Source organism: Fulverythrobacter ferritrahens (assembly GCF_020539485.1).
GTDB lineage: Bacteria > Pseudomonadota > Alphaproteobacteria > Sphingomonadales > Sphingomonadaceae > Andeanibacterium > Andeanibacterium ferritrahens.
Genome location: NZ_JACDXU010000001.1, coordinates 46,346 through 67,124, shown reverse-complemented (window position 1 = coordinate 67,124; position 20,779 = coordinate 46,346). Strand labels below are relative to the sequence as shown.

The window sequence follows — 20,779 nt, the reverse complement described above, 5'->3', positions numbered from 1 at the left end:
GCGGATCGGAAGCGAAGGAAAGCATCACGCTCGGCGGCGCTGTCGCGATGGGCACCGGCGTGATGATCGGCGCGGGTATCTTCGCACTCACCGGACAAATCGCCGAACTCGCAGGCCCATTGTTCCCGCTGTCATTCATTGCCGGTGCCATCGTCACTGCCTTGGCGGCATACAGCTACATCAAGATGTCCAACGCCTGGCCATCTTCAGGCGGCATCGCGATGATCCTGCAAAAGGCATACGGCCCCGGCACCGTCGCCGCTGCGGCTTCGCTTCTCATGGCGCTTTCGATGGTGATCAACGAGAGCCTCGTCGCGCGCACATTTGCCTCCTACGCGCTTCGTCCCTTCAAGATGCAGGATAATGGCCTGCTGCTGTCGGCACTCGCCCTGGCTCTGATCGTGTTCGCCTATCTCGTGAATGCTTCTGGCAATCGCTCGGTGAGCATGGTCTCGATTGTCATGTCCGCGATCAAGATTGGCGGTATCGCGATCTTCGCCGTCGCCGCGCTCTGGGTGAGCGGGCTTTCGGCTGGAGCCTTTGTAGAGCCCACAACTGGCTTCGGATGGGAAGGCATGGTTGCCTCCGTCGCCTTCTCGATTCTTGCCTTCAAAGGCTTCACGACGATCACGAACAGCGGCGGAGAGATTGTTGACCCACACCGCAATGTCGGGCGAACGATCATGATCGCCATCGGCATTTGCGTGGTGACTTACCTCCTCGTTGCAGCTGCGGTGGGTGCGAGCCTTGGGATCGACGAAATCGTGGCGGCGCGCGATTACTCGCTGGCGGCAGCGGCCGAACCCGCGCTTGGCCGCGTCGGGTTCTGGTTCACGATAGTGATCGCCGTTACCGCCACCGCTTCCGGCGTCGTGGCGAGCGTGTTCGCCGTATCCCGCATGCTGACGATGCTGACCCAGATGAAGATGATACCGCACAGCCATTTCGGGATGAAGGGCAGCCTGCGTAGCCACCTGCTGGTCTACACAGTGGTGGTCGCCGGGGTCCTTGCGGTCCTGTTCGACCTTTCCCGCATTGCTGCCCTTGGTGTGTTCTTCTACCTGGTGATGGACATGCTCGTGCACTGGGGCGTCCTGCGGAACCTTCGCAAGGAAATCGGTGCGCGGGCCGAGATCCTGCTGGCAGCACTGGCAGCTGACCTGGTCGTCCTTGGAGCCTTCACCTGGACCAAGTTGCAGAGCGACGCGATGATCGTCCTCTATGCCGCCTTGGGGATCGCAATTGTCTTCTTTGGAGAGCATCTGTTCCTGCGCCGCAAAGAAGCGAACGAAGACGAGCTCGCCTAGCGGCGCCATCTTCGGGTCATGGAGGTAAAGGTCATTTCGGGTTCTGGAGAAAATGGCGAGCAGGCCGAAAGCCATCCCGAAGTGTGGCTGGCCGTTCAGGGCTTCCTCGTCGCCTTCCTCTGGGAAATGCTCCAGATGCCGTTCTACGTGATGGATGGCATGACAGCCAGGGCAGTAACGAAGAGCTGTGCGCTCGCGTCTCTTGGCGATGCGGGCATCATGGTTGGTGCGGCATGGATCGCTGATCGCCTAACCGGCGGCGGTCTCTGGCATGAGCGTTTGAGCTCGCTGCCTGCAGCGATTTTCCTGGGCATTGGATTGGCGGTGACGGCTGCAATTGAATGGCTGGCACTGCGGAGCGAATGGGGCTGGAGCTATGCCCAGACGATGCCAATCATATTCGGCATCGGCGTCGTGCCTCTCGCTATGTGGGTGGTCGTGCCGCTTGTGTCACTTGGCTTGGCGAGAAAGATGACTTGATTACTTATGGAGACCCAGATGTCGCATTCGGAGAGGGATAAGCACTGGGAGGCGGTATACCGCGAGAAATCCCCCGATGCCGTGAGTTGGTTTCAAGAGACCCCAGTGCCCACTTTGAATGCGCTGGACCGATTTGGAGCAGACAAACGATCAGCACTGATCGACATCGGGGGTGGTGCATCCACGCTCGTCGATGCCTTGCTTGAGCGCGGTTGGCGCGACCTTACCGTGCTCGACATTGCTGCTTCCGCGCTCGACGCTGCCAAGTCACGTCTGGGGCCATTATCCGACCTTGTGCAATGGGAGGTAGCTGACATCACCAAGTGGCGACCGACGCGAACATTCGATGTTTGGCATGACCGCGCCGTCTTTCATTTCTTGACAGAAGCCAGGCAGCGGAAAGCCTATAGAATGGCGCTTCTAGCCGGGCTCGCGGAACACGGCTTGGTGATAATGGCGACCTTTGCCCCTGAGGGACCAGAGCAATGCAGCGGCCTGCCGGTTCAAAGATACGATGCCGGGACGCTTGCCAAGGAGCTCGGCTCTGAGTTGAAGCCCGTCGCAAACTGGAGAGAGCAACACGTCACACCTTGGGGAAGCAATCAAGCCTTCAACTGGTGCGTATTCCGGAAAAGCTGAGGCATTGCCGGCACACACGGATTCGAGGCCATCGGTCGGACAATCCAACAAATCTTGAGAATGTATTTGTCCTGATCTCCGGCAGGTAAACCCATTGGCAGGGAACAAGCCAAGATGAAGAAGAGTTGGGAGCAAGGAAAGCGAATAGGAGATTGAGCCATATCGGTTGCGCTAATCATCGGCGCCGGACTGTTCATCACGGCTCTGTGGTTGCACATCGGAATGATCCGCTTGGCGAAGCGCAGAGTTGAGGCAAGAGCGCCCGGCACTTTCAACTTGAGCCTTGCGTATCTCATCGTTCTTGCCAGTCATTTGGTTGTCACGGGGCTTTTTGCGGTTGGTTTGGCCGGTGCAGCCGGTCTCGGGCTCGGCGGCTTCGAGAAGGAGCCCGCCATGAGCGCCATGGACCTATACTACTTCTCGCTCATCAACATCACTACGCTCGGGCTCGGAGACATCTATCCGACCGGGCACCTGCGCGCGCTTGCCGGGATCGAGTCCCTCACCGGCTTCCTTCTTATCAGCTGCACGGCGCAGTTCGTTTTCCAGACCATGTCGAAACAGGAGAAATGATCGATGCCTGAGCATAAGCAGCAGCACGGCGGTGAGGGGAATTACTGGCGCTTCATGGCGATGGTAGCGACCTCTACCGCGATCATGTTCGGCCTGATGTACTTGAATACCTACGAGCTCGGTCACGTGTTCTGGAGCGAAACGCGCTTCTGGATGACGTTCGTCATGGGCGGCATGATGATGATCGTAATGCTGCTTTTCATGTGGGGCATGTACAAGGACAAGACCAAGAACTTCATCATCCTGGGCGCCGGTGCCCTGACTTTTGCGGTGGCGCTATGGCTGGTCCGCAGTCAGGCGACTGTAAACGATGAAGAATACATGTCAGCGATGATCCCGCATCACTCGATCGCAATCATGACGAGCGCGCGGGCTGAGATCACCGACCCGCGTGTTCGCAAACTTGCAGACTCCATCATCGAAGCGCAGGTCAAGGAAATCGCCGAGATGAAGATGCTGATCGAAGACATTGAGACCAATGGCGAAATGGGCGATGGCACGCCACTCCCCGCGCGGACGACTGATCTCACACCGGAGCTATTGCAGGAAGCCGAAAAGGCGGTCGAACGTCGTATCAGTCCGGCGGTGCGCGACGAGGTCACGGTGGGCGAATAAAGGCTCCACGCAGATTTATCCCGCAATTCGCGAAAACGCGAATTTGCGGGTTAAAAACCCGATGGGATGGCTGTGCGGAGTTGGTTCGCTGACTGCTTTTGCGGACTTGTGTTGGCGATGCCAAGACGGGAAAAGTGTTGGTGCCGAGTCCTGAAAAAGGCATCGAACCAATGCATTAGGCGGTTTTTGCGGGCCTTTTGAGGGCTTTTTGCCACACACCAAATTCGTAACTATCAGATAAGAAATAGAAAATTAGCTCGAATGTGATGCCTCTTCTGGCACCATTTACCCCGCGTGGCGGGTTTTCTGACAATTTGACGTTTGCTAGGTCTGGTCAGCGCGGCCTGTTGCCAGCGAATGCTGGGGGCTGACGGAGTGCGACCGTTCTACCGCGCTGCCCCTCTTCATTCTTTCCCGCTCCCGCATAAAAATCTCGTAGGCCCCTTCGCGATTATCCCGTGCTAGGTTTGTGCCCATGCCCGGTCCTACACCCCGCCAGCGGCTTGCCAGCCTGTTTCGCGATGCCAATGCGGTGGCAGGCGATGCACTGATCTTTACCCTGGCCACGTGCGGCACTTACCTCGCGCAATCGTGGGACAGGCCAATCAGTGCGGTGCTGATCTATCTGGTGGGGGTGACAGCCATCGGCGCGCGTTCAGGCCTGGCCTGGGGGCTGGTCGCAGCACTCTCCGCCTCGCTGGTATATAATTTCTTCATCAGCGAGCCGGTGTTTCGCTTCAGCACGCCATCGGCCGATGAATGGATTCCGCTGATCGCCTTCAATGCCAGCGCTATCGTATCGGGCGCGCTCGCCGGGCGGCTGAAAGACAGCGTGCGGCTGGCCCGCACGGCACAGGAGAAGAACGCGCATCTCCTGCGGTTGAGCGACGAATTACAGCGCGCCATCAGGGTGGAGGATGTCGCCCGTATCGCCCGGCGCGGCGTGCCTTTCGGGCGATTGCGGGGGCTGGAAATATTCCTGGCGCGCAATGGCGGCTTTCTGCCCGCAGAGGGAGGCTCGCTGCTGGAGACGGCCGACCTCCTGCCCGAGCGGGACGATGCCGCGCAGCAGCCCATCGGCCAGCGCATCCTGTTCCTCTATGGCGCGGAAGGGGAAATCGGCCTTGTGCGCTTTGCGCTGGAGCGCGGGCCTGATCCCTATTACGACATGCCCGACCTGCAGGGCATCGCCATCATACTTGGGCTGGCGATCGACCGGTGCCAGTTGCTGGAACGCCTCTCGGAAAACGCAGCAATGCAAAAATCGGAGGAGCTGAAGAGCGCGATCCTCTCTTCTGTCTCGCATGATCTGCGCACGCCGCTGACCGCGATCGAGGCGGCCGCCACCAGTCTGCAATCCTTCGACCAAAGCCTCACTCCGCGCGACCGAGCGCGGATGCTCGAAACGATCAGCCAGCAATGCCGCAAACTGAACCGCTATACAGCTAATCTGCTGGACATGGGCCGCATTCAGGCTGGCATTCCCGACATATTGTTCATCGAAGTGGACGTGATCGAGATATTGGGCGTGGTACTGGCGGCGATCCGCGAAGCCTATCCCGGCCAGGAGATCGAAAAGCACATCCAGTCTGACCTGGCAGTGGTGCGTGCCAACCCGGCCATGCTGGAACAGGTGATCTTCAACCTGATCGAAAACGCCATTCTCCACGGCAACAGCGAGCAGGCCGTGCATGTGGTAGTCACTCAGGCAGCGGGGAGATGTGTGCTGGAAGTGCTGGATTTCGGGCCGGGAATAACGGCCGACGAGCAGCCACTGGTGTTCAACAAGTTCTATCGCTCCCGCTCTGCCACCTACCGGGAAGGCAATGGACTGGGCCTGCATATCGCCAATGGCTTCACCGAGGCATTTGGCGGTACGATCCGCATCGTCAGCCCCCATTTCGAAGGGCGCGGCACCAAGATCGCCGTGGAACTGCCGCTGACCGATGTCTCGGTGCATCAGGTGGGCTCATGGGGATGAACATCCTGCTGGTGGATGACGAGCCGGCCATCGTCACGGCGCTCAGCCCCGTGCTGCAATCGCAGGGCTATCGCATTACCGCTGCCGAATCCGCCTCTGCCGCGCTGAAGGCCGCCGAGTTGGAACAGTTCGACCTCGCCCTGCTCGATCTGGGCCTGCCCGATGCGGACGGGGTCGAAATCATCGGCAAGCTGAAGGAACTATGCCGCGCGGTGATCATCCTGTCCGCCCGGCATCAGGAGGCGGAGAAGGTCCGCGCCCTGGACGAGGGCGCGGACGATTACGTAAACAAGCCTTTCGGGATCGAGGAATTGCTGGCTCGCATCCGCGCGGCCGGACGCCGTTCGGGCATGGCCGCTCCAGGCGGCTCCACGCGCTTCGTCTCGGAAGAATTGCAGGTGGATTTCGCCACGCGCGACGTACGGTTGCTGGGCGAGGAAATCCGCCTTTCACCCAAGGAATTTGCTCTGCTGGAAACGCTTTGCCGCCATGCCGGACAGGTGGTGACCCATCGCAAGCTGCTGATTGCGGGGTGGAACGATCCCCATGCCGACAGCCAGTATCTGCGCAGCTATGTGGCGCTGCTGCGGCAGAAACTGGAGTATGACGCCTCCGAACCGAGACTAATCCTGACGGAGCCCGGGGTGGGCTATCGCCTGGAGGCAAGCCCGCGCGCGGAGTAATCCCGGTGAGGAAGGCGGCGGGCAGCGGCGGGCCGTGTAAAAAAGCCATGCTAACGCCCCGTCGCACAGCGCCCTAATCTCCGTTGTAACCGCCCCTGACGCCTGGCCTGTCCATACAAAGCCATGCTCGCAGGATCCGTTGGCGAAGGAGAAAGAACATGAAGAGCGCCTTTCGGGTTATGATTTTCGTCGCCGCTTCAACCGGGCTGGCGGCCTGTTCCAAGAAGTCCGGGCCGGAGGAATTGCCCCCGCCGCCTGCCACTGTCGAAACGGCAGCTCCGCGTCCCACCCCCACACCCACCGGTCCGATTCCTGGCAGCAATGCCGATTTCATGGCGCAGATGCAGGGCCGCAGCGTGATCTTCTTCGATACGGACAAGTTCGATATCGATGCCGACGATCAGGCCGCCCTGCGCGCGCAGGCCCAGTGGCTGCAGCGGTATCCGGCCAAGCGCGCCACCATCGAAGGTCACGCCGACGAACGCGGCACCCGCGAATACAACATCGCCCTGGGTGAACGCCGCGCCAATGCGGCGAAGAACTATCTCGTCAGCCTGGGTGTGGATGCCAGCCGCATCAACACGGTCAGCTATGGCAAGGAACGCCCCGTGGCGCTTGGCTCCAACGAGGCCGCATGGGCACAGAACCGCCGCGCGGCTACGATTACTATCGACTGACGCCGATCACCTTGTGCATGAAGGAAGAAGGGCCGGGGGCGTAATGCCACCGGCCCTTCTTTTGCTTTGCGAACAACAGTATCTGAAACATCAGAGCATAAAAAAGGGCCGCGACCCCGCCATTTCAGGCGTAATCGCGACCCTTCCCCCCCGGGTTAGAACTGCTTCTTCACCGTCACTGCCCATTCGCGCGGACGGCCCGGCTGGGCGTTGGTGTAACCCTGCCCGCCCGTGGACTGGTCATTGATGCTCAAATAATAATATTTGTCGAACAGGTTGGTCACCTCGGCCGCGATGCTCAGGTCACCATCCTCGTTACGCCAGGTCAGGCGGGCATTGGCGATGGTATAGCCGGGGATCAGGTTGCTCTCGCGATTGGTCGCGTTGGCATAGAGCTTGCCCTGATAGGCCGCATCGATACGCGGAGTGATCGAACCCGCATTGCCGCCCAGATCGATCTGGTATTGCGCACCCAGGCTCCATTTCCATGCCGGGGTGAAGGCCGGATAATCGCCGAATTGCGGGGCGTTGATATTGGTCGGGCCGCCCACGGAAACCGTGCCGCCACCCGGCGTCGCGAAGCTGGCGAAAGATTTGTAGTCGAAATCCAGATAAGCCAGCGCACCATCGATCAGGAAGCCATCGACCGGCTCGATCGTGGTTTCGAGTTCGATGCCCTTCATCTCGGCCTTGCCGGCATTCACCGGCAGAGCACACGGCGCGCCGAACCCACTGCCGGCCTGCACGGTGCAGTTGGTGAGCGTCAGCTGGATGTCGTCATATTTGCTGAAGAAGCCAGCCAGGTTCAGCCGCAGACGGCGGTCGAACAGGTCGCTCTTGATGCCCGCTTCCCAGGATTGCAGCGTTTCCGGCCCGAAGGGCAGGACCTGCTGGGCATAGAAGGGGCGCGGATTGACGCCGCCGCCCTTATAGCCCGTGGCGAACTGGGCATAGGTCATCACCTGATCGTTCCAGCGATATTGCAGGGCGATACGGTAATCGACCTTGTCGCCCGCAGACACACCTACCTGCCCGTCCAGCGAGGCAAGCGCAGCCGGGGGCGGCCCGCCCTCGGGGCTGCGACGGACATATTTGTAGGTCTTCTTCTCATCCGTGTAGCGGATGCCGCCATTGATGCTGAGGGCATCGGTGACATTCCAGGTCACATTGGCGAACACGGCCTTGCTGGTCAGAGTGACCGGATCGCTCTGTTCAAAACGCAGGTTGGAACTGCGCAGGCCCTGGAACGAGGTATAAACCGACTTCTGATCGCCATAATAACCGCCGATCGTATATTCGACCTCGTCTTCATCCCCGAACGCGCCGTTGAGGCGAAGTTCCTGGCTGAAAGAATGGAACGTCAGCGGCCCATAGCCAAGGCTATGCGCCATGGGTGAGGTGTCGTTGTCATTCTGGAAATTGGAGACATATTCACGATAGGCAGTGATCGAAACGAGCTTCAACCGGTCAGCCAGATCCCAGTCGAGCTGGCCCGAAAGACCCCAGCCTTCGAACTTGATGCGGCCGTCGGTCTGATCGCGGATGGGCCAGGTCGTGTCCGCCTCGTTCGTGTAGCTCGCGAAGTTGCAATAGGGCCCACAGACGAAACGTGTGTCATAGGCAATGCCCGGCCCATAGGGATTGATGTCCCGGCCCGGAGGGGAGGCGTTGTTGTAAGGCGGGTTTGCGGGCAGCGGGTAATGAGGGCTCGAAAGCACGTCATTGGGATAATAGGTTTCCAGCAGTACCGAACCGACCTGCCAGCGGTCATCTACCGTATAATCGCCGATGATATTGATATCGATCGTGTCGGACGGGCGCCAGCGCAGCTGGCCGCGCAGGCCGAACAGATTGACATTGCCTTCATCTGCCACGACGCAATCGCTGCCTGCGGGCATTGTGGCGGGAATGCCCCCCACGGCCGGATTGATCTCCGCACCGGGATTCAGCGGTGCGTCCGAAGGCAGGCGATCCCCGCCACCCATCGGATAGACGCAACCGAAATCCAGCCGCTTGACGTATCCGTCCTGCTTCTTGGCCACGCCGGCGAGACGGGCATCAAGCCCTTCGGCAAGGTTGAAATCGGCACTGGCGCGCAGATCGATACGGTTGCGAATGCCATAGCTCGCCTGGATCGAACCGGTATTGCTGCCTTCGGGACGCTTGGAATAGAGCTTCACCGCGCCGCCGATAGAATTGCGGCCTGCCAGTGTGCCTTGCGGCCCGCGCAGGATTTCCACCCGGTCGAGATCGAGCAGATCGAACATAGAACCGGTGAGCGTGGCGTAATAGACATCGTCCACATAAAGGCCGACGCCCGGTTCCAGCGCGGGGTTGAAGTCATATTGGCCGACGCCGCGAATATTGGCCGCAATGGAAGGGCCAAATGCCGCGCCCTGGGGCTTCAGCGTGACCGACGGGGCCTGACTGGCCACCTGGGTGATGTCGGTCTGGCTGCGTGCCTCCAGCATTGCGGAATTGACCGCCGTGATCGCCAGCGGCGTATCCTGCAGGTTCTGTTCGCGGAACTGGGCGGTAACGATGATCTCGCTGGAACCCGTCTTGCTCTCTTCCGCTTGATCCTGCGCGAAGGCAATCGACGGCGCGACAAGCATCAACGCCGATGTACTCAGAACAACTGACTTCAACCTCATGACATCCTCCCATGTCGACAAAACCGGTCAATGCCGGCGCCACTCCGTCAGGCGTGGTGGCCGGCAGTCTCCCTTCCCGCCGGACTGCCGGCGGAACGGATAGTGGACGAGTGCCGTAATTCGGCTTCCTCCTCCTCAATCGCTTGCTGAACCTTGCTCAAGAGGCGCAGCAACTCGCCGCGCTCCTCAGGTTCAAGATGGGCCGCCAACCGGATCTCCGCTTCTCCGTGCAGATCCAGCAATTCGGCCAATATGCGTTCGCCTTCCGGCGTGATGTAAAGCCCCTTGCTGCGTCCATCGCGCCCTTCCGCCCGCGTCAAAAGGCCGCGGGCCTCCAGCCGGTTGGCCACTTTCATTCCTACGGAGCGATTGGCCGCAAGGGCCCGGCCCAGAACGGTCTGGCTGCAACCGGGTTGCTCCCGGACCAGCGCCAGCGCCGTTGTGTCTGCAGGCCGCAAACCAGAGCCATCAAGCAGGCGATGGATACTGCGCAAGGTCGCGCAACGAGCCATATCCAGTTGATAGCCGACAATTTCGGCAAGTTTCATCGCTCTCACCTGTGCAATTGTATTCATTGACTACAATTGCAGCAAATGGATTATGTCGCTTATCTTGCTGAAGACGTAACAATGTGGCAGGCAGGCAACATTCATTACCTGCCAACGCGTTACTTCATTGTAGGCATTGTATATTCTGCCCCCGCACGAATGCCCTTGGGCCAGCGGGTGGTCACTGTCTTGAGCCGCGTATAGAAACGTACCCCCTCCGGGCCGTGCATGTGGTGGTCGCCGAACAGCGAAGCCTTCCAGCCGCCGAAGCTGTGAAATGCCATCGGCACCGGGATCGGCACGTTCACGCCCACCATGCCGGCCTGGATGCGATAGGAAAATTCGCGCGCGGCATCGCCATCGCGAGTGAAGATCGCGGTGCCATTGCCATATTCATGTTCGTTCACCAGCCGCACCGCTTCCTCGAAATCGGGGCTGCGCACGACCGACAGAACGGGGCCGAAGATTTCCTCGCGATAGATCGCCATGTCCGGCGTCACATCGTCAAACAGGGTGCCACCCAGGAAATAACCGCCTTCATAGCCCTGGAGTTCAAGCCCGCGCCCGTCGACGACCAGCTTTGCCCCCTCAGCAATGCCACTTTCGATATAAGAAGCGACCTTGTCGCGATGCGCTCCTGTAACGAGCGGCCCCATCTCGGCCTCCGGATCGGTGCCGGGCCCAACCTTGAGCGCCCGCACACGCGGGGCGAGCTTTTCGATCAGCGCATCGGCCGTTTCCTGGCCCACCGGCACGGCGACGGAAACCGCCATGCAGCGCTCCCCGGCGGAACCATAGGCGGCCCCCATCAGCGCATCCACGGCCTGATCGAGATCGGCATCGGGCAGGATCACCATATGGTTTTTCGCCCCGCCCAGCGCCTGGCAGCGTTTGCCGTTCCGCGCCGCCGTCTCGTAAATATAACGTGCGATGGGGGTGGAGCCGACGAAGCTGATGGCCTGTACCAGCGGATCCGCCAGCAGAGCATCGACCGCGTCCTTGTCCCCATGAACGACGTTGAACACCCCGGCCGGCAGGCCCGCTTCGGTCAGCCATTCGGCGATCACCAGCGCGGCGGAGGGATCGCGTTCGGATGGCTTGAGGATGAAGCAATTGCCACAGGCCAGCGCCACGGGGAACATCCACATGGGCACCATGGCCGGAAAGTTGAACGGAGTTATCCCGGCCACTACGCCCAGAGGCTGGCGGATGGCGTGACTATCTATATCACGGCCGACATTCTCGCTGATCTCCCCCTTGAGCAACTGGGGCGCGGCAGTGGCGAATTCCACCACTTCCAGCCCGCGCTGCACCTCGCCCAGCGCATCGGACAATACCTTGCCATGCTCAGCCGTAATTACCGCTGCCAACTGACCCGACCGCGCTTCCAGGATACGCAGGAAGCGGTTGAGAATACGCGCGCGTTGCAATGGCGGAGTGGCCGCCCAGCCAGGGAACGCCGCCTGCGCCGCGCGCACTGCCGCCCCTACTTCCGCCGCCGAAGCCAGCGGAACGCGGCCGGTCTGCTCCCCCGTGGCGGGATTGAACACCGGCGCATTGCGCCCGCTTCCACCGGCCACGCGGCGTCCGGCTATGTAATGCGTAATCTGGGCCATGAGGCGGGAAACTTTCTGTCAGGCTGCCAGCAGAGCGGCGGGATCGGTATAGGAAAGGCCAAGCGCATCGGCCACGGGCCGGCAGGTGATCTGCCCCGCGCAGACATTCAACCCCGCCAGCAGATGCGGATCACGCCGCAGGGCCTCTTTCCAGCCCAGCCCTGCCAGTCGCAGGATGTGCGGCAGGGTGACATTGCTCAGCGCATAGGTGGAAGTGCGCGCCACGGCGCCGGGCATGTTGGCCACGCAATAATGGACGATGCCGTCTACCACATAGGTGGGGTCGGCATGAGTGGTGGGATGGCTCGTCTCGAAACATCCGCCCTGATCGATTGCCACATCCACCAGCACGGCGCCCGGCTTCATCGTATGGAGCATGGCGTGGGTGACGAGCTTGGGCGCCTCTGCCCCCGGGATCAGCACGGCGCCGATCACCAGATCGGCCTCCGCCACGCAGGCGGAAAGGTTCGCCGTGTTTGAAAAGCGCGTCTTGGCCCGCGCCTCGAAATGAATACCCAGCCGCTCCAGAACCTCGGCCGAGCGATCCAGAATCGTCACATCCGCGCCCAGCCCGGCGGCCATCTGCGCCGCATTGAAACCGACCACACCGCCGCCGATCACCACCACCTTGGCCGGCAGCACCCCCGGCACGCCGCCGAGCAGCACGCCCCGCCCGCCATGGGCTTTCTCCAGCGCGGTGGCGCCCGCCTGCACGGCCATGCGCCCTGCAACCTGACTCATGGGCTTGAGCAGCGGCAACCCGCCGGCGTTGTCCGTCACCGTTTCATAGGCGATGCACACCGTACCACTGGCGATCAGATCGGCTGCCTGATCGGGATCGGGTGCGAGGTGGAGATAGGTGAACAGAATCTGCCCTTCGCGCAGCATTGCCCGCTCACGCGGCTGGGGCTCCTTCACCTTTACGAGCAGTTCCGCCCGGGCGAACACTTCAGCCGCTTCCGCCACGATTTCCGCTCCGGCTCGGACATAGGCATCGTCCGATGCGCCGATGCCCTGTCCTGCGCCGCTTTCCACCAGCACATGATGCCCGGAATGGACCAGTTCCTCCGCCCCCTCAGGGGTCAGCCCCACCCGGAATTCGTTGTTCTTGATCTCGCGAACCGTACCGACGATCATGATCGCACTCCTTTGGGGGATTTCAGCGCGTTCTATTCCACCTTGGCAAGCACTTCGGCCAGCTTGCCAAAAATCTCGTCAATATGAGCCTGTTCCAGGATCAGGGGCGGCGAAAGGGCGATGATGTCGCCGGTCACGCGGATCAGCAACCCGCTGTCGAAGGCACGATGGAACGCCTCCATTGCTCGCCTGCCCGGCGCGCCTGGGCGCGGTTCCAACTCGATCCCGCCGATCAGGCCAATATTGCGGCAATCAATCACATGCCGCGCGCCCTTCAGCGAATGGACTGCATCGGCCCAGTAATCTTCCAGTTCGATCGCTTTTTCGAACAAGCCCTCCCGCTCGTAGATGCCCAGCGTGGCAATCGCCGCGGCGGAGGCCAGCGGATGGCCGGAATAGGTATAGCCATGGAACAGGTCGATCGTGCCGGGCGCGGCGCTGTTGACGATGGTGTCGTGAATTTCCCGGCGCACCGCCACCGCGCCCATCGGTACGGAGGCATTTGTCAGCCCCTTGGCCATGGTGATGATATCGGGCGTGATGCCGAAACGTTCGGAAGCCGTGGCCTTGCCCACGCGGCCAAAGGCGGTGATGACCTCGTCAAAGATCAGCAGCAGGCCATGCGTGTCGCAAATCTCGCGCAGCCTCTTGAGATAACCGACCGGCGGCACCAGGACGCCGGTTGAACCTGAAACCGGCTCCACGATCACCGCCGCGATGGTTTCCGCGCCATGCAGCGCAATCAGGCGTTCCAGATCCTCCGCCAGTTCGGCCCCGTGCAGGGGCTGCCCCCGGCTGAAGGCGTTGCGCACGGGATCATGCGTATGGCGCAAATGATCCACCCCCGGCAGCAAAGTGGCATAGGGGCGACGATTGCCTACGATCCCACCTACGGAGATGCCGCCAAAGCCAACGCCGTGATAGGCCCGCTCACGCCCGATGAAGCGATAGCGCCCACCCTGCCCGCGCGCCTTCTGGTAAGCGAGCGCGATCTTGAGCGCCGTATCGACGGATTCCGAGCCTGAATTGACGAAGAATATCCGGTCCAGCCCTTCCGGCATGATCAACGCCAACCGCGAGGCGGCCTCGAAGGCGAGCGGGTGGCCGAGTTGGAAGGTGGGCGCGAAATCCATTTCCCCGGCAGTCTTGCGGATCGCCTCCACGATCTCGGATCGCGCATGGCCAGCGTTGACGCACCACAGCCCGCCCGTGGCATCCAGCACCTTATGCCCGGCCGCCGCCGTGTAATGCATCCCTTCGGCCCCCACGAACATGCGTGGGTGGTCTTTGAAGCCGCGATTATCCGTAAAGGGCATCCAGAATGCCGAAAGATCGTTGGGCTCGCTCAAATGGAGACTCCTGAAATGGGAAACCGGGCTTCGGCTGGACAGTAACCGCCGTCGATGGCCACTGCTATTCGGATCATATCACCTTGTCCTATCGGAAAAGCTGATAGCCATAGCCCCAATAAATCCCATTGGCCTTTGCGGCGGATAAGGCACAAGATACTATCTGTAATTATGGCATTTCGTTTCGGCTGGCTATTTAACGCATGGCGGCCGCCGCGAAACTTCCGGCCATACCCCGCTGGGGAGGCCCAACAGAAAGGCGGTTGGGGCAGTTTGAAGGCTCGGGGCGTCAGCCCGACAGAGGCGATAGCCAACAGGGTGAAAGGGCCACGTTGGCCTTTCGCATCGCGTGCCTGCAAATCTCCGCCTCACCGGTAGAAAGGGGGTATGTCATGAAAAAGCACAGATTTCTCGGAGCGGCCGTGGCGGCCGCAACCGCACTGCCCGGCACGGCCTACGCACAGGACGAAGGCGAAACCGCCTCCGGCGCGTGGGAAGTGGATGCCGCAATCGCGGCCCTCACCGATTATCGCTTTCGCGGTGTTTCCCTCTCGGGCAAAGATCCTGAAATCACTGCGGAAGTGACGGTTTCCCACGAATCCGGCTTCTATGCCGGAACCTGGCTCTCCAACGTCGATCTCGGGGATGGGGCAGACGATTTAGAGGCAGACCTCTTCGTCGGCTTCGCCACGGACCTTGGCGGCGCCAGCATCGATATCGGCGCCACCTATTACCTTTATCCCAGCGATGGCGACTTCAACTATGTGGAATTCGCCGGCTCGATCGGCACCAGCATCGGCCCGGCTACGGTAACCGTAGGTGTAGCATATGCCCCCAGTCAGGATGCGCTGGGCAATGTGGACAACACCTATGTCTACATATCAGGCGAAGTGCCGATTGGAGGTACGCCGCTCACGCTGCACGGCACCTTCGGCTATGAAGATGGCGGTTTCGCCGACAACAAGAAGGACTGGCTGGTCGGCGCCAGCTTCGACATGGGCGCAGGCTTCACGGCCACGCTCGATTATGTGGACACCGCCCATTCCTTTACTTCGTTGGGCGACGCCACTGCGGTTTTCTCCATCAGCAAGTCATTCTAGGCACCTGGGCAGGGCGGCCAGGGCTGCCCTGCCCCAACAGCGGGACATGCATGACCACCGATATTGCCAGCTGGATCAGGGAACGCGCGATCGCGGAAGTTGAATGCATCGTGCCCGACATGAATGGCATCCAGCGCGGGAAAGTGCTGCCCGCAAACAAATTTCTCAAGAGCCTGACCGACAAGAACCTGCGCATTCCCGGCAGCGTGTTCATGGTGACGGTGACGGGCGATTATCCTGAAGACATGGACGGGATCATGCCGGGGTACGATCCCGACCTGATCCTGGTGCCTGATGCGGCGACCATTCGCGAGGCGCCGGGTTTCACCACGCCTACCGCCTATGTCATCGCCGACGCATTTGACGGGAATGGCAAGCCCATAGAGATCGCCCCACGCCAGATTCTCAAGCGCGTGCTGGCGCTTTATGAAAAGCGCGGCTGGCGGCCGGTGATCGCACCGGAACTGGAATTCTATCTCGTCTCCAAGAATCTTGACGCCGATATTCCGCTGGTGCCGCCAGTAGGCCGGTCAGGCCGGGCGGAAACCGCCAGTCAGCCTTTCGGACTGGAGGCGCTGGGAGAGTTCGAGGACATTATCGAGCAGATCTACGACTGGTGCGAAAAGTCCGAACTGAACATCGACACGATGATTCATGAAGCGGGCGCCGCACAACTTGAAGTGAACTTCATTCATGGCGATCCACTAGCGCTGGCAGACCAGGCGCTGCTGTTCAAGCGGATCGTGCGACAGGTTGCGCTGGAGCATGGCGTCTATGCCACCTTCCTGGCCAAGCCGATGTCGGACCAGCCTGGCAGCGCGATGCATATTCACCAGTCCATTATTGATATCGAAACGGGCCGGAACGTCTTTTCCACTCAAAACGGGCGCGACAGCGCGCTGTTTCGCAGCCATATCGCCGGGCTGGTGCGCCTGATGCCGCAGGTGCTCCCCCTCTTCGCGCCCAACGTCAATTCCTTCCGCCGGATGCAGCCCGACACGGCCGCGCCGATCAATGTCCATTGGGGCACGGACAATCGCAGCTGCGGCCTGCGCGTGCCGGTTTCCGGCTATAAGGACCGGCGGATCGAGAACCGCCTGCCGGGTGCTGATGCCAATCCCTATCTGGCCATCGCCGCCTCGCTGGTCTGCGGCTATGTCGGCATGGTGGAGCGTATGCAGCCGCCGAAAGCCATCACGGGCAGCGCTTATAATCGCGCGCGCACCCTGCCCCGCACGCTGGAGGCTGCGCTGGACCGGTTCAGCCATTGCCGCCCGGTAAAACACCTTCTGGGCGAGGATTTCTTCGAACTGTTCTACGCGATCAAGGAAACCGAGCTGTTCGCCTATCAATCGGTGATCAGTTCGTGGGAGCGCGAACATCTGCTGCTGAAGGTGTAAAGTGACGCCGCACGCGCCGTCCTATTATGCGGCGACCGCTCGTCCCTTTGCGGAGCAGCCCGCGCTGGCGGGAGACGTTACGGCGGACGTAGTGGTCGTCGGCGGAGGTTTCACCGGCCTCTCCGCAGCCCTGCACGCGGCGGAGGCCGGTTTTTCTGTGATACTGGTGGAGGCCAATCGCATCGGCTGGGGCGCATCGGGGCGCAATGGCGGGCAGATGATCCCCGGCATGCGTTGGGGCCCGCTCGAGCTGGACGAGAAGTTCGGCACGAACCATGCCCGCGCGCTCGTCTCGCTGGCCAATGAGGCGGGCACACGGGTGCGGGAACGGATCGCGCGCCATTCGATCCGCTGCGCGCTGAGGCAAGGGCATTTCCACGCCGCCTGCCGCCCCACCCATCTCTATCACATGCGCCGCGAACTGGACTGGCTGGAGCGCAATCTGGGTTATGAAGGAGGCCGGATAGTGCCCGCCGCGGATCTGGGCGAATATGTCGCCAGCCCGATCTATCACGGCGGGTTTTATGACCGGAATGGTGGCCATCTCCACCCGCTCAACTATGCGCTGGGGCTGGCACAGGCGGCACTGGATGCGGGGGTCCGAATTTTCGAAAGCACACCCGCGCAGGACGTGGATCATCGCGGCCCGGTGGCGGTTACCACGCCGCGGGGGCGGATCACCGCGCGGTTCGGAGTGCTGGCCTGCGATGCCTTCATGGGCTCGATTGACAAGCGGCTGGGCCGGATGACTATGCCGGTGGCCAATTACAACGTCGCGACCGCGCCGCTTTCCCCTGACGAGGCCGCCGCGCTCATCCCCTCGGGCGCGGCAGTGTCGGACAGCAAGTTCGTGCTGAATTATTATCGCATCAGTGCCGATAACCGCCTGATCTTCGGCGGGGGGGAGAAATATACGCCCACCCCGCCCCGCGACATCCCGGCTTTCGTACGACACTATCTGGAACAGGTTTTCCCCCAATTACAGGGGGTGGCAATCGACTATGCCTGGGGCGGTCTGGTGGGAGTGACGTTCAATCGACTGCCGGATTTCGGCCGACGCGGCGATTGCTTTTACGCCCATGGCTGGTCAGGCCACGGCGTATTGCTGACCACTTTGGCGGGAGAACTGGTCGCCGATGCGATGCGCGGCCATGCGGAACGGTTTGACCTGCTGGCCAGCCTGCCCAAGCGCCCCTTCCCCGGCGGGCCGCTGCTGCGCCACCCGCTTTACGTGCTGGGTATGCTGTGGTTCGCCCTGAAGGACCGGCTATGATCTCCGATCGTTCCATCGCCGCCATGATCGCAACCGAACGCGATCTGTTCGTAAAGCGCACCCCCCGGTCCGCCGCGCTGGCAATGGAGGCTGCGCGCCACTGGCACCGGGGCGTGCCGTTCCACTGGATGCTCGACTGGGGCACGCCCTACCCCCTCTTCGTGGACCACGCGCGGGGTGCAGAACTGTGGGATGTTGACGGCAATCGCTTCGACGATTTCTGCCTGGGCGACACCGGATCGATGTTCGGCCATTCCCCGCCGCCGGTGGCCAAAGCTATCGCCCGGCGGGCAGATCGCGGACTTACCTACATGTTGCCGTCCGAAGATGCAGTGACCGTGGGTGAGGAACTGGCCACACGCTTCCGCCTGCCCTTCTGGCAGGTGACCGCCAGCGCGAGCGACGCCAACCGCGCCGTGATCCGCTGGTGTCGCGGCATTACAGGCCGGAAACGCATTCTGGTATTCAACGGCTGTTATCATGGCGCGGTGGACGATGTGTTCGTCGATCTGCGAGGCGGCGTGCCCGAACTGCGCCGCAGCCTTGTCGGGCAGGTCTATGATGTGCGCCAGCACACGGCGGTGATCGAATTCAACGACCTGCCCGCACTGGAAGCCGCACTGGCGAAAGGGGACATTGCCGCCGTCCTGACCGAACCTGCCCTCACCAATGTGGGCATGGTGCTGCCCGATCCTGGGTATCTGGAGGCCATGCGCGATCTGTGTACGCGCCACGGCACCTTGCTGGTGTTTGACGAGACGCACACGATCTCCACCGGCTATGGGGGCCATACCGGTACTTACGGACCACTGCCGGACATGTTCGTGCTGGGCAAGCCGGTGGCGGGCGGCGTGCCCTGTGCGGTCTATGGTTTTTCTGCCGAAGTGGCCGATCGGATGGAGCGGATACGCGCGGAAGGGGAAACCGGCCATTCCGGCATCGGCACCACGCTTTCAGCCAATGCTCTCGCCCTTGTCGCCATGCGCGCCTGCCTGACCGAAGTAATGACGCCCGCCGCCTATGCCCACATGCTGCCGCTGGCGGAGCAGCTTGCGCGCCGCCTGCGCGAGGTTATCGCTGGACGGGGGCTCGATTGGCATGTCGCCCATATCGGCGCGCGCGGCGAATTCATCTGCGCACCCAAGCCCGCCCGCAATGGCACCGAAGCGCGTGCGGCAATGCAAGGGCAGCTTGAACAGGCGCTGCACCTGTTCCTCATCAATCGCGGCGTGCTTATCGCCCCGTTCCACAATATGACGCTGATCAGCCCTGTTACGACCGAGACCCAGGTCGAACGGCTGGCCAATGTGCTGGATGATTGCCTAAAGACCCTGATCGGATGACCCGGATGACCAAGCCGCCCTACAGCTCGAACAAGATCGCCTCCGCAGCCGAGGCCTATGATTTCTTCAAGGCTAATCCGGATATCGACGCGGTGGACATCATCTTCACCAATATGGGCGGCGTGCCGCGCGGCAAGCGGCTACGCCAGCATGAAGTGATCGCGGTTTACGAATCCGGCCGCTTCCTGCCCGGTTCGGTGCTGGTGGTGGACATTACTGGGCGCGATACGGAAGAAACCGGGCTGGTCTGGGAAGATGGCGATGCTGATCGCTATGTTAAGCCTGTCCCCGGCACGCTCGTGCGCGCGCCCTGGCTGGGCGACCGGGCGGCTCAGTTTCTCACCAGCTTCTATGAGCTGGACGGCACGCCCAACGATCTCGATCCGCGTCACGTGCTGGGCCGCGTGGTCGACCGGCTGGAGGCAGACGGGCTGACGCCGGTGGTGGCGGTGGAACTGGAATTCTACCTTGTCGAGGCAAAGGACGGGAAGGTGGTGCCTGCAGCCGGCCAATTGACCGGCCGCCGCAGCAGCGAAATTCAGGTTTACGGCCTGACCGAGCTTCAGGAATTCAAACCCTTCTTCGACGATCTCTACACCTATTGCGACATTCAGGGCCTGCCGCTGGAATCCGCCATCTCCGAATTCGCGCCCGGCCAGTTCGAGTTGACCTTGCGCCACAAGGCCGATGCGCTGCGCGCTACGGACGATGCCGTCATGTACAAGCGGCTGGTGAAGGCCGTGGCGATGAAGCACGGTTTCGAGGCGACCTTCATGGCCAAGCCCTTTGCCGATCAGGCAGGCAACGGCATGCACTTGCACATTTCCATGGCCGACGAGCAAGGGAACAACGCCTTCGCCAGCGAGGATCCGGAAGGAGCGCCCATTCTGCGCCATGCAATTGGCGGGATGAAGGCGCTGCTGGCGGATTCCATGGCGATCTTCGCGCCCAATGCGAACAGCTATCGCCGGTTCAAGGCCAATTCCTATGCCCCTGTTGCACCGACATGGGGCGTGAACAATCGCACCGTCAGCCTGCGGGTACCCGCCGGGCCGCCTTCATCCCGCCACGTCGAGCACCGCGTCTGCGGGGCGGACGCCCATCCAACGCTGGCGACGGCTGCCGTCCTGGCCGCGATGCATCACGGGATCAGCAACAAGATCGATCCCGGTCCTGCTGTTGTCGGTAATGGTTATGCGGATTCCGCAGCCGAAACTCGCCTGCCCAATCACTGGGCCGCCGCCATCGAGGCTTTCGAGAATTCAGAGCTGCTTAAGGACTATCTGGGCGAGCGCTTCGTCAAGAATTACGCCATCGTGAAGCAGGTGGAGATGGCGAACTTTATGGCCCAGGTTACTGAGCTGGATTACGCTTGGTATCTGCGAAACGCCTGAGCATTCTTCA

Annotated in this window: 18 protein-coding genes; 13 read left to right on the top strand and 5 right to left on the bottom strand. The window is 61.4% G+C overall.

Going from position 1 to position 20,779, the window contains the following annotated elements; translation table 11 throughout:
- The first annotated feature begins 47 nt into the window (after window positions 1-47).
- The 8 genes from H0274_RS00275 to pal all read left to right on the top strand — a co-directional run bounded on the left by H0274_RS00275 (window position 48) and on the right by pal (window position 6,955).
- Window positions 48-1,307 carry an APC family permease gene (locus tag H0274_RS00275; protein WP_226794410.1) on the top strand — a complete coding sequence of 420 codons (1,260 nt, stop codon included), beginning with the start codon at window positions 48-50 and terminating at the stop codon, window positions 1,305-1,307.
- Between the two features lie 18 nt (window positions 1,308-1,325).
- Complete coding sequence (locus H0274_RS00270) at window positions 1,326-1,787, top strand: hypothetical protein (RefSeq protein ID WP_226791971.1); 462 nt, start codon at window positions 1,326-1,328, stop codon at window positions 1,785-1,787.
- An 18-nt stretch (window positions 1,788-1,805) separates the two neighbouring features.
- Window positions 1,806-2,426, top strand: a complete 621-nt coding sequence (locus H0274_RS00265) for a class I SAM-dependent methyltransferase (RefSeq protein WP_226791969.1) — start codon at window positions 1,806-1,808, stop codon at window positions 2,424-2,426.
- Window positions 2,427-2,648: 222 nt separating this feature from the next.
- Window positions 2,649-2,999 carry a potassium channel family protein gene (locus H0274_RS00260; RefSeq protein ID WP_226791965.1) on the top strand — a complete coding sequence of 117 codons (351 nt, stop codon included), beginning with the start codon at window positions 2,649-2,651 and terminating at the stop codon, window positions 2,997-2,999.
- Window positions 3,000-3,002: 3 nt separating this feature from the next.
- Window positions 3,003-3,614, top strand: coding sequence for a DUF305 domain-containing protein (locus H0274_RS00255; RefSeq protein ID WP_226791963.1), 612 nt, complete (start codon window positions 3,003-3,005; stop codon window positions 3,612-3,614).
- 475 nt (window positions 3,615-4,089) lie between these two features.
- Entirely contained in the window at window positions 4,090-5,595 is a 1,506-nt protein-coding gene (locus H0274_RS00250) for an ATP-binding protein (protein ID WP_226791960.1), read from the top strand.
- Window positions 5,586-6,278: a response regulator transcription factor gene (locus H0274_RS00245; protein WP_226791958.1), complete on the top strand. Its 693-nt coding sequence runs from the start codon at window positions 5,586-5,588 to the stop codon at window positions 6,276-6,278. Before H0274_RS00250 ends, H0274_RS00245 begins: the two co-directional genes overlap by 10 nt.
- A 158-nt stretch (window positions 6,279-6,436) precedes the next feature.
- Window positions 6,437-6,955: a peptidoglycan-associated lipoprotein Pal gene (pal, locus tag H0274_RS00240; RefSeq protein WP_226791955.1), complete on the top strand. Its 519-nt coding sequence runs from the start codon at window positions 6,437-6,439 to the stop codon at window positions 6,953-6,955.
- Between the two features lie 155 nt (window positions 6,956-7,110).
- Here the strand turns inward: pal and H0274_RS00235 are convergent, their stop codons facing one another.
- The 5 genes from H0274_RS00235 to aptA form a co-directional block, all read right to left on the bottom strand.
- Entirely contained in the window at window positions 7,111-9,570 is a 2,460-nt protein-coding gene (locus H0274_RS00235) for a TonB-dependent receptor (protein ID WP_226791952.1), read from the bottom strand.
- Between the two features lie 86 nt (window positions 9,571-9,656).
- On the bottom strand, window positions 9,657-10,157 hold the full coding sequence (locus tag H0274_RS00230) for a MarR family winged helix-turn-helix transcriptional regulator (RefSeq protein WP_226791950.1): 501 nt from the start codon (window positions 10,155-10,157) through the stop codon (window positions 9,657-9,659).
- Window positions 10,158-10,276: 119 nt separating this feature from the next.
- Window positions 10,277-11,773, bottom strand: a complete 1,497-nt coding sequence (locus tag H0274_RS00225) for a CoA-acylating methylmalonate-semialdehyde dehydrogenase (protein ID WP_226791947.1) — start codon at window positions 11,771-11,773, stop codon at window positions 10,277-10,279.
- Between the two features lie 18 nt (window positions 11,774-11,791).
- On the bottom strand, window positions 11,792-12,910 hold the full coding sequence (ald, locus tag H0274_RS00220) for an alanine dehydrogenase (RefSeq protein WP_226791944.1): 1,119 nt from the start codon (window positions 12,908-12,910) through the stop codon (window positions 11,792-11,794).
- Window positions 12,911-12,942: 32 nt separating this feature from the next.
- A complete protein-coding gene (gene aptA / locus H0274_RS00215) occupies window positions 12,943-14,259 on the bottom strand; it encodes an omega-aminotransferase AptA (RefSeq protein WP_226791941.1) in 1,317 nt (438 codons plus the stop codon).
- Between the two features lie 392 nt (window positions 14,260-14,651).
- Here aptA and H0274_RS00210 point away from each other — a divergent pair, with 392 nt between their 5' ends.
- From H0274_RS00210 to H0274_RS00190, 5 genes are read left to right on the top strand one after another with little or no spacing between them, the layout of a single operon-like run.
- A complete protein-coding gene (locus H0274_RS00210; protein ID WP_226791940.1) occupies window positions 14,652-15,359 on the top strand; it encodes a TorF family putative porin in 708 nt (235 codons plus the stop codon).
- Window positions 15,360-15,409: 50 nt separating this feature from the next.
- The gene (locus tag H0274_RS00205) at window positions 15,410-16,759 is read left to right on the top strand and encodes a glutamine synthetase family protein (protein WP_226791938.1); all 1,350 of its coding nucleotides are present in this window, start codon (window positions 15,410-15,412) and stop codon (window positions 16,757-16,759) included.
- Window position 16,760: 1 nt separating this feature from the next.
- Complete coding sequence (locus H0274_RS00200; protein ID WP_226791935.1) at window positions 16,761-18,032, top strand: NAD(P)/FAD-dependent oxidoreductase; 1,272 nt, start codon at window positions 16,761-16,763, stop codon at window positions 18,030-18,032.
- Window positions 18,029-19,375 carry an aspartate aminotransferase family protein gene (locus H0274_RS00195; protein WP_226791932.1) on the top strand — a complete coding sequence of 449 codons (1,347 nt, stop codon included), beginning with the start codon at window positions 18,029-18,031 and terminating at the stop codon, window positions 19,373-19,375. Before H0274_RS00200 ends, H0274_RS00195 begins: the two co-directional genes overlap by 4 nt.
- Window positions 19,372-20,769 carry a glutamine synthetase family protein gene (locus H0274_RS00190; RefSeq protein WP_319018191.1) on the top strand — a complete coding sequence of 466 codons (1,398 nt, stop codon included), beginning with the start codon at window positions 19,372-19,374 and terminating at the stop codon, window positions 20,767-20,769. The genes H0274_RS00195 and H0274_RS00190 overlap by 4 nt, the downstream gene beginning before the upstream one ends.
- Window positions 20,770-20,779: the final 10 nt, after the last annotated feature.

Excerpts from the sequence above, each read along its gene's own strand:
- H0274_RS00275 (WP_226794410.1), top strand. The coding sequence starts at position 48 with ATGGGCACCGGCGTGATGATCGGCGCGGGTATCTTCGCACTCACCGGA.
- H0274_RS00270 (WP_226791971.1), top strand. The coding sequence starts at position 1,326 with ATGGAGGTAAAGGTCATTTCGGGTTCTGGAGAAAATGGCGAGCAGGCC.
- H0274_RS00265 (WP_226791969.1), top strand. The coding sequence starts at position 1,806 with ATGTCGCATTCGGAGAGGGATAAGCACTGGGAGGCGGTATACCGCGAG.
- H0274_RS00260 (WP_226791965.1), top strand. The coding sequence starts at position 2,649 with ATGATCCGCTTGGCGAAGCGCAGAGTTGAGGCAAGAGCGCCCGGCACT.
- H0274_RS00255 (WP_226791963.1), top strand. The coding sequence starts at position 3,003 with ATGCCTGAGCATAAGCAGCAGCACGGCGGTGAGGGGAATTACTGGCGC.
- H0274_RS00250 (WP_226791960.1), top strand. The coding sequence starts at position 4,090 with ATGCCCGGTCCTACACCCCGCCAGCGGCTTGCCAGCCTGTTTCGCGAT.
- H0274_RS00245 (WP_226791958.1), top strand. The coding sequence starts at position 5,586 with ATGGGGATGAACATCCTGCTGGTGGATGACGAGCCGGCCATCGTCACG.
- pal (WP_226791955.1), top strand. The coding sequence starts at position 6,437 with ATGAAGAGCGCCTTTCGGGTTATGATTTTCGTCGCCGCTTCAACCGGG.
- H0274_RS00235 (WP_226791952.1), bottom strand. The coding sequence starts at position 9,570 with ATGCTTGTCGCGCCGTCGATTGCCTTCGCGCAGGATCAAGCGGAAGAG.
- H0274_RS00230 (WP_226791950.1), bottom strand. The coding sequence starts at position 10,157 with ATGAAACTTGCCGAAATTGTCGGCTATCAACTGGATATGGCTCGTTGC.
- H0274_RS00225 (WP_226791947.1), bottom strand. The coding sequence starts at position 11,773 with ATGGCCCAGATTACGCATTACATAGCCGGACGCCGCGTGGCCGGTGGA.
- ald (WP_226791944.1), bottom strand. The coding sequence starts at position 12,910 with ATGATCGTCGGTACGGTTCGCGAGATCAAGAACAACGAATTCCGGGTG.
- H0274_RS00210 (WP_226791940.1), top strand. The coding sequence starts at position 14,652 with ATGAAAAAGCACAGATTTCTCGGAGCGGCCGTGGCGGCCGCAACCGCA.
- H0274_RS00205 (WP_226791938.1), top strand. The coding sequence starts at position 15,410 with ATGACCACCGATATTGCCAGCTGGATCAGGGAACGCGCGATCGCGGAA.
- H0274_RS00195 (WP_226791932.1), top strand. The coding sequence starts at position 18,029 with ATGATCTCCGATCGTTCCATCGCCGCCATGATCGCAACCGAACGCGAT.
- H0274_RS00190 (WP_319018191.1), top strand. The coding sequence starts at position 19,372 with ATGACCCGGATGACCAAGCCGCCCTACAGCTCGAACAAGATCGCCTCC.